Below are 14,875 nucleotides of genomic sequence, written 5' to 3' on the forward strand. Positions count from 1 at the left end.
TGGGTCTTTTTCAGGGGATTTCACAAAAGGTGCCTTGTACTTTACTAGGTTATCTTGTAGAATAAATGGACACTAGATGAGGAGCGAAAGGTATGAATGAAGCGTGGCAGAACCAAGTCCCTCCACAAGATATAGAAGCGGAACAAGCGGTACTCGGTGCAATATTTTTAGATGCTGAAGCGATTATTGATGCAATGGAAGTCATTGCACCGCAAGATTTTTATCGACGGAGTCATCAAATAATTTTTCAAGCAATGATTCAATTGAATGACCGCAGTGAAGCAATTGATTTGATTACCCTTAAAGCAGAAATCGAAAAAAGCAGCAGTTTAGAAGATGTCGGCGGCTTAACGTACTTAACGGAACTCAGTCAAGCATCACCATCAGCGGCTAGTATAGCCTATTATGCTAAGATCGTTGACGACAAGGCCACTTTGCGCAATCTGATCCAAACAGCCAGCAGAATCGTTACACAAGGTTTTGAACAAGATGAAGATGTTCAATCCATCATTGATCAAGCAGAAAAAAGCATTCTGGAAGTATCAGAAAAACGAAATAGCAATGGCTTTCAATCAATTGCAGATGTCTTAAATCGGACAATTGAAAATATCGATCAATTGGCGCAAAACAATGAAGAGATCACAGGTTTGCCAACAGGCTATCCTGCATTAGATAAAATGACTGCGGGGCTGCAAAAAGAAGAATTGATTATTCTTGCTGCCCGTCCAGCCGTGGGTAAAACAGCCTTTGCATTGAATATCGCACAAAATGTCGGTACCAAAACAGATCGTTCTGTCGCTATTTTTAGTTTGGAAATGGGTGCCGAATCCCTAGTCAATCGGATGTTATGTGCAGAAGGCTCGATTGAAGCCGGACATTTGCGAACCGGGCAATTGTCTGAAGAAGAATGGCGCAATTTGATCGTAGCTATGGGTAGTTTATCCAATGCTAGCATCTATATCGATGATACACCAGGGATCAAAATATCAGAGATTCGCGCCCGTTGTCGCAAATTGGCGCAAGAAAAAGGCAATCTTGGATTGATATTGATTGATTATTTGCAATTGATCGAAGGAACTGGACGTGAGAATCGGCAACAAGAAGTATCAGAAATATCCCGTCAATTAAAGAAATTAGCGAAAGAATTAAAAGTACCAGTTATTGCGCTTTCCCAGTTGTCACGGGGGGTAGAGCAACGGCAAGACAAACGTCCCGTGTTGAGTGATATCCGGGAGTCAGGATCGATCGAGCAAGATGCAGATATCGTGGCCTTTTTATACCGAGATGATTACTACCGCAGCGAAGAAGGCGATGACGACAACCAAGAAGAGCAGCAAGACAATAATGTCATTGAAGTTATTATCGAAAAAAACCGGAGCGGTGCCCGTGGTACTGTGGAATTGTTGTTTATCAAAGAATACAATAAGTTTTCTTCGGTTTCTCCACGCACAGAATTTGGATAAACACATCGTCTTATGGCACACCTGTTGAAATCGGGTGTGCTATTTTTATTCGCTTTTAAATGCTATTTTTTTTATTCAGAAAAAAATAGTTCGTTTTTTAACCTTTAAAATAGATAAATCGAATTAAATATTCGATTTTAGATTGAAAGCCGTTGCGAAACTTGTTACAATACATAAGGAATGCATTAATCAAAGAAAGAGGTCATTTTATGTCATCTGTAGTAGTAGTAGGTACACAATGGGGCGACGAAGGTAAAGGAAAGATCACGGACTTTTTGAGTGAAAACGCAGAAGTCATTGCACGTTATCAAGGTGGCGACAATGCGGGACATACAATTAAATTTGACGGTGTGACCTATAAATTGCATTTGATTCCTTCAGGGATTTTTTATGCAGATAAAATCAGTGTCATCGGAAATGGGGTTGTGGTCAATCCTAAATCACTGGTAAAAGAACTCGCATATTTAAAAGAAAATAATATAATAACAAAAAATTTAAAAATATCTGATCGAGCACATGTTATTTTACCTTATCATATCCAATTGGATCAGCTGCAAGAAGACGCAAAAGGCGAAAATAAAATCGGTACAACCATCAAAGGGATCGGACCTGCTTATATGGATAAAGCAGCGCGGATCGGTATTCGAATCGCAGATTTATTGGATAAAGAGATCTTTGAAGAACGGTTACGAATCAATTTAGAAGAAAAAAATCGTCAATTTGTTAAGATGTTCGATGCTGAACCGATTGATTTTGATGATGTCTTTGAAGAATACTATGCTTATGGACAGCAAATCAAGCAATATGTGACAGATACATCAGTGATTCTAAATGATGCCCTGGATGCGGGCAAACGGGTTTTATTTGAAGGGGCCCAAGGTGTGATGCTGGATATTGATCAAGGAACGTATCCGTTTGTGACGTCTTCGAACCCAGTAGCTGGCGGCGTGACCATCGGCAGTGGGGTTGGACCTTCAAAGATCAATAAAGTGGTTGGTGTGTGTAAAGCTTATACGTCTCGTGTGGGGGATGGTCCTTTTCCAACAGAATTGTTTGATGAAACGGGTCAGCAAATTCGTGAAGTTGGTCGGGAATATGGAACCACAACTGGGCGCCCTCGTCGTGTAGGATGGTTTGATACTGTTGTGATGCGCCATTCAAAACGCGTTTCAGGAATCACCAATCTATCTTTGAATTCAATCGATGTTTTGAGTGGATTGGATACAGTCAAGATTTGTACGGCCTATGAATTGGATGGAGAGGAAATTTATCACTATCCAGCGAGCTTGAAAGAATTGAATCGCTGCAAACCTGTTTATGAAGAATTGCCTGGCTGGTCTGAAGACATTACTGGCTGCAAAACATTGGCAGATTTGCCTGAAAATGCTCGGAACTATGTCCATCGGGTATCAGAATTAGTCGGTGTTCGCATTTCTACTTTCTCTGTTGGACCAGATCGTAATCAAACCAATATTTTAGAAAGTGTCTGGGCACAAATCTAAACAACTAACAGTGTCGAATAGCGGCACAGCACAAGATAATGTATGAATCACGTCAGAAAAGCAAAAAAACAGCTGTTTCATTTGCTTCAACGCGAGAGAATGCTTTTGTCTTGTGCTTTTTTTGCTATAATAAATGATATGAAAGGGGTGGAATCATGTTTCAATTGATAACTGATTCTTGTTGTGACCTACCTGCGGAACGATTGGCTGAACTAGATGTCGCTTATATTCCGATGGTAGTTGCGTTAGAGGGGAAAGAGTATACGGATGATATGGGTCAATCTTTTGATACAGATTGGTTTTTAGCAAAATTAAAAGAACATGCACAACCGACTACATCTCAGATTAATGTAGGTCGCTATATGGAACATTTTCGTCCATATGTAGATGCAGGAACACCTATTTTATATTTAGGTTTTTCTTCAGGAATGAGTGGTTCTTTTCAAAGTGCTGTACAAGCTGTGGCATTACTGAAAGAGGAATACGAAACAGTCAATATTTCACTGATCGATACGAAATCAGCGAGTTTAGGTGAAGGGCTTTTGGTTGCGGAGGCAGCCAAGCGTAAAGCAGCAGGGGCTTCATTGCTGGAAGTGAGCCAATGGGTCGAAGAACACAAAATGCAAGTTGATTCCTGGGTGACAGTGGATGATTTGAAGCAGTTGGAACGAGGAGGACGGATCTCTAAAACTGCAGCGGCAATTGGCGGCTTATTGAATGTCAAACCGATCATCACCGTGGATATGGATGGAAAACTGCGAAATGTGGATAAAGTGCGGGGGCGCAATAAATCAATCCAGAACATTGTCGATCATACGATAGCCAATCTGCAAGCAACACAAACAAGGACTGTCTACATTGCGAATGCTGGCGATGATGAGGCCGCTGATAAAGTGATTGCAAGTTTGCGTGAAAAAATTCCAGATGTTGATATTTATCATTACCCACTAGGTCCGACGATATCTAGTCATACCGGGTATGGTTGTCTTGCAGTTTTTTCATTCGGCACAAGTCGTGTAGCTAGTGCTTAAAGTCAACCATAAAGAAAGCCAGTTGAGCATTCCTGAATGTTCAACTGGCTTTCTTGTTTAATTATTTAATTCAGCAACTCTTTTTTGAACATCTTTGTTCTCTAAAAACTCATCATAAGTCGTTTCGGCACGATCCACGACACCCTTACTAGAAACCGCAATGATCCGGTTCGCTAATGTTTGGATAAATTGGTGGTCATGAGAAGCAAACAGCAATGATCCGGTAAAGGCCATTAAACCATCATTTAGAGCAGTGATCGATTCTAAATCCAAGTGATTGGTCGGATCATCTAATACCAGCACATTGGCTTTCGATAACATCAGTTTAGACAGCATGCAACGGACCTTTTCGCCTCCGGAAAGGACGTTGACAGGTTTCAATACTTCATCACCAGAAAAGAGCATCCGACCTAAGAAGCTGCGTAAGAAGGTGTTGTCATCTTCTTCTTTGCCAGCATATTGACGCAACCAATCAACGATTGGCATGTCGGTATCAAATTCGGTGGTGGTGTCTTTAGGCAAGTAAGCATGTTGTGTTGTTACACCCCAGCGGACGCTGCCTGTATCAGGGGTGATCTCACCCATGATTACTTTGAACAAAGTGGTGGTTGTAATATCACTATTTGCTACAAACGCAACTTTATCATCTTTGTTCAATGTGAAAGAGATATTGCTGAGAATTTGCTTGCCATCAATGGTGACACTGACATTGTCCACTTGTAATAGATCATTCCCGATCTCTCTTTCTGGTTTGAAACCAACGAAAGGATAACGGCGAGATGAAGGTTGGATGTCATCAAGGGTGATTTTATCCAACATTTTTTTACGAGAGGTTGCTTGTTTTGATTTAGACGCATTGGCGCTGAAACGTGCAATAAAGTCTTGCAACTCTTTGATTTGCTCTTCTTTTTTTGCATTTGATTGTGATTGTAATTTTGCAGCCAATTGACTAGATTCTAACCAAAAATCATAATTCCCAACGAATAGTTTGATTTTGCCAAAATCTAAGTCAGCCATGTGGGTACAAACTTTATTTAAGAAGTGGCGGTCATGAGATACAACGATGACTGTATTTTCAAAGTTGATCAAAAATTCTTCTAACCAGTTGATCGATTGGATATCTAAACCATTCGTAGGTTCATCTAGCAGGAGAACATCAGGTTTACCGAATAAAGCTTGTGCCAACAAAACTTTGACTCTTTGCCCGGCCGTTAATTCTTTCATTTGCAGATGATGCAATTCCTCAGGGATATTCAATCCTTGTAAAAGAACCGCTGCTTCTGGCTCAGCTTCCCATCCATCAAGCTCAGCAAATTCACCTTCTAGTTCAGCAGCGCGTATGCCATCCTCATCTGTAAAATCTTCTTTCATGTAGATGGCATCTTTTTCTTTCATCACTTCGTAGAGGCGCTTATGGCCCATGATGACTGTTTCAATCACTGCATATTCTTCATAATCATAATGGTTCTGTTTCAAGACAGCCATCCGTTCATCAGGACCTAAAGATACATTGCCTGTTGACGGCTGGATCTCACCAGATAATATTTTTAAAAAAGTTGATTTACCAGCACCATTTGCACCAATCAAACCATAACAATTACCAGGCGTAAATTTAATATTAACATCGTCAAATAGTTTGCGGTCTGAAAAATGCAAACTTACATCACTTACTGTAATCAATTCTTTTCCTCACTTTATATAGATTGACATGGAGTCTTCTAGCATTATAGCGATGAATGTTGAAACTTTCAAGTAAACCTGTGGATTAAATCGGCATTCACGAACAAAGTTGTCAAAAAATCATCCATAGTTTAGCTTGATAGTAGAACCGATTCATCTCCTGTGCTAGAGTAAATGTAAGAGCTATTTATTAGGAGGACGAAAAATGGTTGATTGGCTTGTCAGTTTGTCTCCATGGCAACAAGCCTTGGCTGGAACGGCATTCACCTATGCAATGACGGCCTTGGGTGCTGCCTTGGTATTTTTTTTCAAAGAAATCAACAAAAATGTATTAAATACGATGTTGGGATTTGCTTCAGGTGTGATGATCGCTGCAAGCTTTTGGTCACTGTTGGACCCAGCAATTGCTCGCGCTCAGGAAAACGGTGATATCCCTTGGCTGGTTGTGAGTATCGGTTTTGGTTTGGGTGGCTTGTTTTTATATGCTGCTGATAAAACACTGCCGCATATGCATTTTGGTCCAAATCATGAAACAGAAGGACTGCCGAGCCATCTCAAGCGAACGATTTTGCTTGTCTTTTCAATCACGTTGCACAATATTCCGGAAGGTTTAGCTGTTGGTGTTGCCTTTGGTGCTGCTGCCAGTGCGGATGATCCTAGAGCCGCTGTTCTAGCGGCATTATCAGTAGCGATTGGGATTGGGATCCAAAATTTTCCAGAAGGTGCTGCAGTGTCGATTCCTTTAAGACAAGAAGGACTTAGCCGCAAAAAAGCGTTTGTCTATGGACAGGCATCAGGTATCGTTGAGCCAATTGCGGGTGTGATTGGTGCATTGTTGGTTACAAGTATGTCTGCGGTCTTACCCTATGCACTAGCATTTGCTGCGGGTGCGATGATCTATGTGGTGGTGGAAGAATTGATTCCGGAAGCGCAACAAACTTTGACGAGTCGGCGTCATTTTGCTGTTTTTGGTGTGATGCTGGGCTTTATTTTGATGATGATTTTGGATGTTGCATTAGGATAATTAAATAAAACCAGTGATCGCTGCTTAGAGAAATCTTGCAGCGATCACTGGTTTTATTGTGTAAAGAGATTAGCGGTAGTATTTTCTTGGGCGTTGACGAACAGCTGTCAGCCAGCGAACGATCCAAATGGCGATCAGTAATGGGATCCCAAAGCGGAAGATCAAGCCAATCAAGCCGCCAATCAGTCCTAAAACTAACGATAGAACAGCAGATGCTAAAATCAAAACGGCCACGACAGCAACGATTTTTCCGAATAAACTTTGTGTATTCATAGTGAATCCTCCTAAATGGTTTTTAACTTATCCTTAGCATATCAAGATTTTCCTTTTCACACATCCAACTTTAGACGGAATTTTCCCTAAGTCGTCAGCCAGACAATTTGTGATAAACTAAACATGAATAATAAAATAAAGGAGGAAAGTTGTAATGAAGGCAATCATCAAAAGTAAAGAAGTGATAACAGAAGGCGGCTGTAATGCTTGCGTACCCTTCGCACTACGAACGTTTACTATGCAGCTAGACAACGGTCGTGAATATGCATTAGAGCAATTGGACTGCGGATCCTTGATCATGCCAATCGCTCAAGTCAATCATTGGCAGACGCGTTTATGGTTAGAAGAAGAGGAAGGGCTGATATACCAAAAAGGCACGCAGGAAGTGCGCTTTAGCGAGAACTTTCGCGATGCACGATTTGCTACCACTGACCAAACAGTTATTTGTCCGAAAAAGATGACAGAGGCACAGATCTTCGAACAGACCAATCAGATATTACTGGCATTATTCAAAATTGAACCGCTGACTTTTGTACACCAGAATCAAGAGGTACACGTAACGAAGTAACAAAACCCCCGCATAGCCTAAATGGTAAATGCGGGGGTTGTACGAAGGGGAAGACCAGATCATGAACGGGTCTGACCTTCTCCGTAAATCACGTATTTGGTTGATGTTAATGCTTCTAAACCCATCGGTCCTCGTGCATGCAATTTTTGAGTCGAGATACCGATCTCTGCACCAAATCCAAACATGAAACCATCTGTGAATCGCGTGGAAGCATTGACATAGACAGCTGCGGCATCCACTTCTTTCAAGAAACGTTGCGAAGCAAAATAGTCATCTGTCACGATGGCCTCTGAGTGTTTTGTATTGTAATGATTGATGTGTGTGATGGCTTCATCTAGTGAAGAAACCACTTTGATTGCCAAAATATAATCTAAAAATTCGGTTGCCCAATCTTCTTCAGTGGCAACTTCAGCCTGGGGCAAAATAGCCCGGGCTTTTTCGTCTCCCCGTAATTCAACTTGATCAGCTATTTGTTCCGCTAAAAGCGGCAAAAAAGCTTCCGCTACAGCTTCATGGACAAGAATTGTCTCGATCGCATTACAGACAGAGGGCCGTTGGATTTTGGCATTGATCACGATCGACAAGGCCATGGGCAACTGCGCACCTTGATCGATATAGACATGATTATTGCCCGTACCGGTTTCAATCACGGGCACAGTGGCAGTTTCTTTGACCCGTTTGATCAATCCGGCACCGCCTCGCGGAATCAAAACATCGATGTACTTATTGAGACGCATCATTTCAGCTGCTGTTTCATGACTAGTATCGGTAATGAATTGAATGGCATGGGGGGAAGCACCATTGTCAGTTAGAGATTGCTGTAAAACAGCCACTAAGGCTTGATTGGAATAAAAAGCTTCTTTTCCGCCACGCAGAATCACTGCATTGCCTGATTTAAAACAAAGACTGGCCGCATCTGTGGTTACATTCGGCCGCGCCTCATAAATAATACCAATGACCCCCAGCGGCACTCTTTGCTGACCGATCAGCAGATCGTCCGCATTGCGCCACATTTGATCGACGCGTCCAATTGGATCAGGTAATTGCGCGACTTCTATCATTCCGTTTGCCATTTCCAAAATGCGTGCATGCGTTAAGGTTAAACGATCCAACAATGTCGGCGTGGTCTTTTGCAGCCGCGCAGCTTCGAGGTCTTGTTCGTTCGCAACAAGAATCATCTCAGTGTTGCGTTCAATCGCATCGGCCATCTGCAATAACAAATTGTTTTTGTCTTTTGTTGAAAGCAGTCCTAATTCATGGGCACTTTTTTGGGCTTGTTGGCCAATCTTTGTCAAATCAATCATGCATGTTCCTCCTCTAGTCTGTAAAAATAGGTACCCAATTGATTACCAGCCAATATCTCAAAGATCATTTTAGGCTGTTTGCCATTGGCCAGAATCATTTGACTATTGCTGGCAAGTACTCGTTGCGCAGCTTTCAGCTTACTGGTCATTCCGCCGGTCCCATAAGGACTGCCTTTGCCAGTGGCTTGCGCTAAAAGTGCGGGTGTGATTTCACGGATCTCATCATACAGTCTCGCCGTCTTGTCTGTGAGGGGATTTGCCGAATAAAATCCATCGATATCAGACAGCATGATCAATAGGTCAGCGTCTATCAATTCGGCCACGATTGCGGATAATTGATCATTGTCGCCGAATTTTGTTAAATGGTCTAATTCATCGACAGCCACAGTGTCATTTTCATTGATGATAGGAATGATCCCCATAGCGATAAGTTGTTCAAGGGTATTACAGACATTTTGTCGGCTTTGAGGGAACTCAATGATATCACGGGTCAAGAGTAACTGTGCTGTTTGTTGGCTATATGTTTGAAACCGTTGATTATAAATAGTCATCAGCTCTGATTGACCAACTGCCGCTACTGCCTGCTGCTCTGGGATTTCTCTTGGTCGTTCTTTCACGTTCAGTTTATTCATCCCGACACCAATGGCTCCTGATGAAACCAAAATAATTTCTTTTCCTTGGTTTTGCAGATCGGTTAATACGAAGGCCAATTCATCGATGCCCGACAAATTGATATTGCCGTTAGGGTAAATCAATGAACTTGTACCGATTTTGACAACGATTCGTTTTTTGGATTGTAAAGACTCCCGCATAGGTCACCGCCTTTTTTTGATATTTTTACTATTGTACTAGCAAAAGCCAGATTCGTCATGCTCTTTTTTCACATTTTATTGTGTGGATGAGAAGAATTTGTAAAGACTTTCCGATAATTGTGTTTTACATGAAGAAAATCAGCTGTCCTATGCTAAAATAACTATATGTTTTATTAATTATTGGAGGCGTCTATGAAATTACGAGGATTTGAGATCGTTACTGATTATCAAGAAAAAAATATCCAGTTGCCGCAACGGGCAACGCATCATGCTGCTGGCTATGATTTTGAAGCAGCTGAAGACATGGTGATTCCAAGTATCTGGAAAGCCGGACTCATAGATGGTGTGAAAGCAATCTTTGATAAAGAGAATGAAAAACAGCTGAAACCAACATTGGTATCAACGGGCATCAAGGCTTATATGGGGAACGATGAGTATTTACAATTGACGAATCGATCGAGTAATCCGTTGAAGCGTTTTTTGGTATTAACAAATGGTGTCGGCGTTATTGACAGTGATTATTATAATAATCCCGATAATGAAGGACATATCATGTTTCAATTCACCAATTTTGGTCCTAAAGATTTGGAAATCAAAAAAGGTGAACGTATCGGGCAAGGGATTTTCTTGCCATTTTTAAAAGCAGATCAAGATGTGACGACCAATAGCCGTCAAGGCGGCTTCGGTTCCTCTAATCAATAGCTTAATTCAACTAGTCGGATAAATGTAGATCATGGAGGAAATAGATGGCAAAAAAAGCAAAAAGTCAATTTGTCTGTCAACACTGTGGATACAGTTCGCCTAAGTATTTGGGTAAATGTCCAAATTGCGGTAGTTGGAATTCGATGGTAGAAGAAGTGATCCAAGAAAACACGGATCGTCGGGTAAGAACCACATTGACGGGGCAACGGATGCAACCCACGAAAATCGCAGATGTTGTGCCGAAAAAAGAACCGCGTGTGCAGACGCGCTTAGCCGAATTGAATCGTGTCTTGGGTGGCGGAGTCGTGCCGGGTTCTTTGATTCTGATCGGTGGCGATCCTGGAATCGGAAAATCTACGCTCTTGCTGCAAGTATCACAGCAATTGGCAGCAATTGGCGGAACAGTTCTATACGTTTCGGGAGAAGAAAGTGCGGAACAAATCAAAATGCGTGCAGAACGTTTGGGCGCGATCGATACTGAGTTTTATCTATATCCAGAAACGGATATGTCAGAAATCAGTAAGGCAATCGATACGATTCGCCCAGATTATGTGATCATTGATTCGATCCAAACCATGACGCAACCCGACATCACAAGCGTGGCAGGGAGTGTGAGTCAAGTACGAGAAACGACAGCGGAGCTTTTAAAATTGGCTAAAACCAATGGTATTGCCATATTTATTGTTGGCCATGTCACCAAAGAAGGATCGATTGCAGGGCCACGAATGTTAGAACATATGGTTGATACCGTCCTGTATTTTGAAGGTGAAAAGCATCATAGCTTCCGAATTTTACGGGCTGTCAAAAATCGATTTGGTTCCACCAACGAAATTGGTATTTTCGAGATGGAAGAAGGTGGCTTGAAAGAAGTAGCCAATCCATCACAGGTTTTTCTTGAAGAACGATTAGAAGGTGCGACTGGATCAGCTATTGTAGTCGCAATGGAAGGCAGTCGCCCTATATTGGTCGAGATCCAAGCTTTAGTCACACCAACAATGTTTGGCAATGCCAAGCGAACGACGACTGGTTTGGATTTCAATCGGGTGTCATTGATCATGGCTGTATTGGAAAAACGAGCTGGTTTGCTTTTGCAAAATCAAGATGCCTACCTAAAAGCAGCTGGTGGTGTAAAATTAAATGAGCCAGCGATCGATTTGGCGATTGCGATCAGTATCGCCTCTAGTTATAAAGAAAAAGGTACCAGTCCGACCGAATGTTTTATCGGTGAGATCGGTTTGACCGGTGAGATTCGTCGGGTAAATGCCATTGAGCAGCGCGTAAAAGAAGTGCAAAAATTAGGCTTCACTAAAGTCTACTTGCCAAAAAATAATTTATCTGGCTGGAAGCCGCCCAAAGGTATCGAAGTAGAAGGTGTATCAACTTTGTCAGAAACCTTGCGCAAAGTTTTTCGCTAACTTTGTCTGAATATCATATAGAATCAAGCCTACCGCTTGATTCTGGCCGATGTTCCCTTTCGATAGCAGCAAATAATTGCCGGAACTTTGGCATTTGATGGAAATAAATGTGAGTATGGAGGAAATTGTATGCAGAAACGAGTCATTACCGCACTCATGGTGCTGGCAGGAGCAAGTCTGGGGATTTCATTGATGCCCATTGCTTGGCAGACCATCGGGCAGAACCAAAATCAATGGCTGAATAATAATATTACTAATAGTTTGCTTGGAGCCCTTATTTTCTTTTTATTATCTTTACTATTAGCAAAATATGTTGCAGCCGGTATTCGTAAAATTGAAGAAAAATTAAGTGAACTGAGTCTCACATATCTGCTTTTTGGTGCAATAGGTGCCATTATCGGATTAATGATAGGGGTCATTGTTTCAATCCCTTTTTACAATTGGGATATTCCCTTTATCAACGGGATAGCACCTATCTTGGTGATGGCTTTGTTGGGTTATCTAGGATTCCAAATCGGTACGACACGTATCGATGAATGGAAGAAAGTTTTTGCACCAAAAAATAAGAAAACTGAGACCCAAGAAGAACAGCAAATGCTGGAACGGAAATTTGCGGATCATTTTCATAAGTATAAAATTCTAGATACCAGTGTGATCATCGATGGCCGTATTTATGATATAGCCAAGACGGGCTTTTTAGAAGGCGTTCTATTGATTCCTAATTTTGTCTTATATGAACTACAATATATTGCTGATTCTGGTGATAGCTTGAAACGTGTTCGTGGGCGCAGAGGCTTGGATATTCTCAACGCGCTGCAAAAAGAAGATGGTATTGAAGTTGAGATGTATGAAGGCGACTTTGAAGATATTTCTGAAGTCGACAGTAAATTGATCAAGTTAGCCAAATTGTTAGATGGTATCGTTGTGACCAATGACTATAATTTGAACAAAGTATCTGAGTTTCAAAATGTACCGGTCTTAAATATCAATGCGTTGGCTAATGCGGTCAAACCGGTAGTGATCCCAGGTGAAAACATGCATGTACTCGTCGTGAAAGCTGGTACTGAGCGTCAACAAGGGGTGGCATATCTTGATGACGGAACCATGGTAGTAGTTGAAGACGGTCAACATTACATGAATGAACATATTGATGTTGTTGTCACAAGTGCGTTGCAGACAGCAGCTGGGCGAATGATTTTTGCTAAACCAGCCCACTCGGGACGTGGCATCGATAACCATGATTCCACGAAATCAGACAAATAATCTAAGGCAGCTGGCGTAAAATATGCCAGTTGCCTTTACTATTTTGGCTATTGATTGTACAATTCTAGCTGAGGGTCCTGTTTGTTATCAAACATGTGATAAGCAGACCAATAAGTGTTCAAACAATAGCAATTGTTTGAAAATGAGATGAAGGAAGAGGAAGACAATGACGAAAGTACGTGTACGTTACGCGCCAAGTCCAACAGGACATCTACACATCGGCAATGCCCGGACGGCTTTATTCAACTATTTATTTGCCCGTCACAACGATGGTGATTTTATCATCCGCATCGAAGATACGGATCAAAAAAGAAATATTGCAGACGGTGAAAAAAGCCAGTTAGAAAACCTGAAATGGCTAGGAATGGATTGGGATGAATCTCCTGCTGCACCAGGTGCTTACGGCCCTTACCGTCAATCAGAACGCGGTGAGCTATATCAACCGTTGATCGATCAACTGCTTGCAAGCAACCGTGCGTATAAGTGCTACTGTACGGAAGAAGAATTAGAAGCGGAAAGAGAAGGCCAAAGAGCGCGTGGAGAAATGCCGCATTATGGCGGAACCTGTGCCAATTTGACGCCTGAAGAACAAGCTGAAAAAGAAGCGCAAGGATTGGAACCTGTCATTCGTTTCCGGGTTTCTCGCAATACGGAATATAAGTTTCATGACATGGTCAAAGGCGAGATCGTCTTTGAATCTGATAATGTTGGCGGCGATTTTGTTATTCAAAAACGTGATGGTATGCCAACGTATAACTTTGCAGTAGCTGTCGATGATCACCATATGAAAATCACCCATGTATTGCGTGGGGATGATCATATTGCGAATACACCGAAACAATTGATGATCTATGAAGCTTTTGGCTGGCAAGCACCAGAATTTGGTCATATGACCTTGATCATCAACAGTGAAACAGGTAAAAAACTAAGCAAACGTGATGAATCAATTTTACAATTTATCGAACAATACCGCGAACTAGGTTATTTGCCTGAAGCGATGTTCAATTTTATTGCATTATTGGGCTGGTCACCAGTTGGGGAAGAAGAAATCTTTTCTCAAGATGAATTGATCAAGATTTTTGACCCAGAACGCTTAAGCAAATCACCTGCCGCCTTTGATGCGAAGAAATTAGAGTGGGTCAACAACCAATACATGAAACAAATGGACTTGAAAGAATTGACGGAGATGTGTGTGCCTTATTTAGTCAAAGCGGGACGTATCGATGAAGCAACTGCTGCTGAGAAACAAGAATGGCTGCAAAAAATCGTTTCATTGTATCAACCGCAAATGAGTTATGCCGCGCAAATCGTTGCGTTGTCCGATTTATTCTTTGAGGAACATCCAGTATTAGATGATGCAGCAAAAGAAGTATTGGCTGGCGAAACAGTGCCAACAGTCTTAGAAGCTTTCAAAGAAAAGTTAACGGCAATGCCTGTTGTAGAAGCTGCAGCAGTCAAAGCAGCGATCAAAGAGATCCAAAAAGAAACAGGCATCAAAGGCAAAAATTTGTTTATGCCGATCCGTGTGGCTGTTTCAGGTCAAACCCATGGACCAGAATTGCCGGATACCGTTGAATTATTAGGGAAAGAAAAAGCCCTTGATCATTTGAATAACGTATTATAAACACAAAGAATAGACGAAGTACTGCTGCTTTTATTTTAGAGAGATCACGGGTGGTGGAAGTGATCATAAAAGAGTAGGAAATGCACCTATGAGTGGCTTTGACGCAAGTCAAAGACGGCCTAGCGAACGTTACCCGCTTTGAGGCAGACAAGTTGTCTGCAAACAAAAGTGGAACCACGCAAGAAAGCGTCTTTTGGATAAGGAAACTTATTTG

At 41.7% G+C, this 14,875-nt stretch carries 13 protein-coding genes and 1 other annotated feature; of the genes, 9 read left to right on the plus strand and 4 right to left on the minus strand.

All coding sequences use genetic code 11. From position 1 onward, the window contains the following. Positions 1 to 92: 92 nt before the first annotated feature. From dnaB to AEQ18_RS13585, 3 genes are all read left to right on the plus strand, one after another. Positions 93 to 1,463 (plus strand): replicative DNA helicase, encoded by a 1,371-nt coding sequence (gene dnaB / locus AEQ18_RS13575; protein ID WP_054116888.1) that lies wholly within the window; start codon positions 93 to 95, stop codon positions 1,461 to 1,463. A 209-nt stretch (positions 1,464 to 1,672) separates the two neighbouring features. Then, a complete protein-coding gene (locus AEQ18_RS13580; RefSeq protein ID WP_054116889.1) occupies positions 1,673 to 2,965 on the plus strand; it encodes an adenylosuccinate synthase in 1,293 nt (430 codons plus the stop codon). Positions 2,966 to 3,120: 155 nt separating this feature from the next. Beyond that, complete coding sequence (locus AEQ18_RS13585) at positions 3,121 to 3,996, plus strand: DegV family protein (protein ID WP_054116890.1); 876 nt, start codon at positions 3,121 to 3,123, stop codon at positions 3,994 to 3,996. Between the two features lie 57 nt (positions 3,997 to 4,053). Here the strand turns inward: AEQ18_RS13585 and AEQ18_RS13590 are convergent, their stop codons facing one another. Beyond that, positions 4,054 to 5,676, minus strand: coding sequence for an ABC-F family ATP-binding cassette domain-containing protein (locus AEQ18_RS13590; protein WP_054116891.1), 1,623 nt, complete (start codon positions 5,674 to 5,676; stop codon positions 4,054 to 4,056). 205 nt (positions 5,677 to 5,881) lie between these two features. Here AEQ18_RS13590 and AEQ18_RS13595 point away from each other — a divergent pair, with 205 nt between their 5' ends. After that, entirely contained in the window at positions 5,882 to 6,700 is an 819-nt protein-coding gene (locus AEQ18_RS13595) for a ZIP family metal transporter (protein WP_054116892.1), read from the plus strand. A gap of 69 nt (positions 6,701 to 6,769) precedes the next feature. Here the strand turns inward: AEQ18_RS13595 and AEQ18_RS13600 are convergent, their stop codons facing one another. Next, positions 6,770 to 6,973, minus strand: a complete 204-nt coding sequence (locus AEQ18_RS13600) for a hypothetical protein (RefSeq protein WP_054116893.1) — start codon at positions 6,971 to 6,973, stop codon at positions 6,770 to 6,772. Positions 6,974 to 7,127: 154 nt separating this feature from the next. Between AEQ18_RS13600 and AEQ18_RS13605 the strand changes: the two genes are divergently transcribed. Further along, on the plus strand, positions 7,128 to 7,541 hold the full coding sequence (locus tag AEQ18_RS13605; RefSeq protein WP_054116894.1) for a DUF4809 family protein: 414 nt from the start codon (positions 7,128 to 7,130) through the stop codon (positions 7,539 to 7,541). A 59-nt stretch (positions 7,542 to 7,600) separates the two neighbouring features. Here AEQ18_RS13605 and AEQ18_RS13610 read toward each other — a convergent pair whose 3' ends face one another. Together AEQ18_RS13610 and proB are read right to left on the minus strand one after the other, a co-directional pair. Continuing rightward, on the minus strand, positions 7,601 to 8,845 hold the full coding sequence (locus AEQ18_RS13610) for a glutamate-5-semialdehyde dehydrogenase (protein ID WP_054116895.1): 1,245 nt from the start codon (positions 8,843 to 8,845) through the stop codon (positions 7,601 to 7,603). After that, positions 8,842 to 9,657 (minus strand): glutamate 5-kinase, encoded by an 816-nt coding sequence (gene proB, locus AEQ18_RS13615; protein WP_054116896.1) that lies wholly within the window; start codon positions 9,655 to 9,657, stop codon positions 8,842 to 8,844. The genes AEQ18_RS13610 and proB overlap by 4 nt, the downstream gene beginning before the upstream one ends. A 192-nt stretch (positions 9,658 to 9,849) precedes the next feature. Between proB and AEQ18_RS13620 the strand changes: the two genes are divergently transcribed. The 4 genes from AEQ18_RS13620 to gltX all read left to right on the plus strand — a co-directional run bounded on the left by AEQ18_RS13620 (position 9,850) and on the right by gltX (position 14,661). Then, positions 9,850 to 10,359, plus strand: a complete 510-nt coding sequence (locus AEQ18_RS13620) for a hypothetical protein (protein WP_054116897.1) — start codon at positions 9,850 to 9,852, stop codon at positions 10,357 to 10,359. A gap of 44 nt (positions 10,360 to 10,403) precedes the next feature. Further along, positions 10,404 to 11,774: a DNA repair protein RadA gene (radA, locus tag AEQ18_RS13625; RefSeq protein ID WP_054116898.1), complete on the plus strand. Its 1,371-nt coding sequence runs from the start codon at positions 10,404 to 10,406 to the stop codon at positions 11,772 to 11,774. A gap of 129 nt (positions 11,775 to 11,903) precedes the next feature. Beyond that, positions 11,904 to 13,037, plus strand: coding sequence for a PIN/TRAM domain-containing protein (locus AEQ18_RS13630; protein WP_054116899.1), 1,134 nt, complete (start codon positions 11,904 to 11,906; stop codon positions 13,035 to 13,037). A 166-nt stretch (positions 13,038 to 13,203) separates the two neighbouring features. Continuing rightward, positions 13,204 to 14,661 (plus strand): glutamate--tRNA ligase, encoded by a 1,458-nt coding sequence (gene gltX, locus AEQ18_RS13635; RefSeq protein ID WP_054116900.1) that lies wholly within the window; start codon positions 13,204 to 13,206, stop codon positions 14,659 to 14,661. Continuing rightward, positions 14,658 to 14,858, plus strand: a binding site (T-box leader). Its footprint overlaps the gene before it by 4 nt. Positions 14,859 to 14,875 lie beyond the last annotated feature (17 nt).

The sequence above is a fragment of the Enterococcus sp. RIT-PI-f genome (assembly GCF_001297065.1).
Lineage (GTDB): Bacteria > Bacillota > Bacilli > Lactobacillales > Enterococcaceae > Enterococcus_D.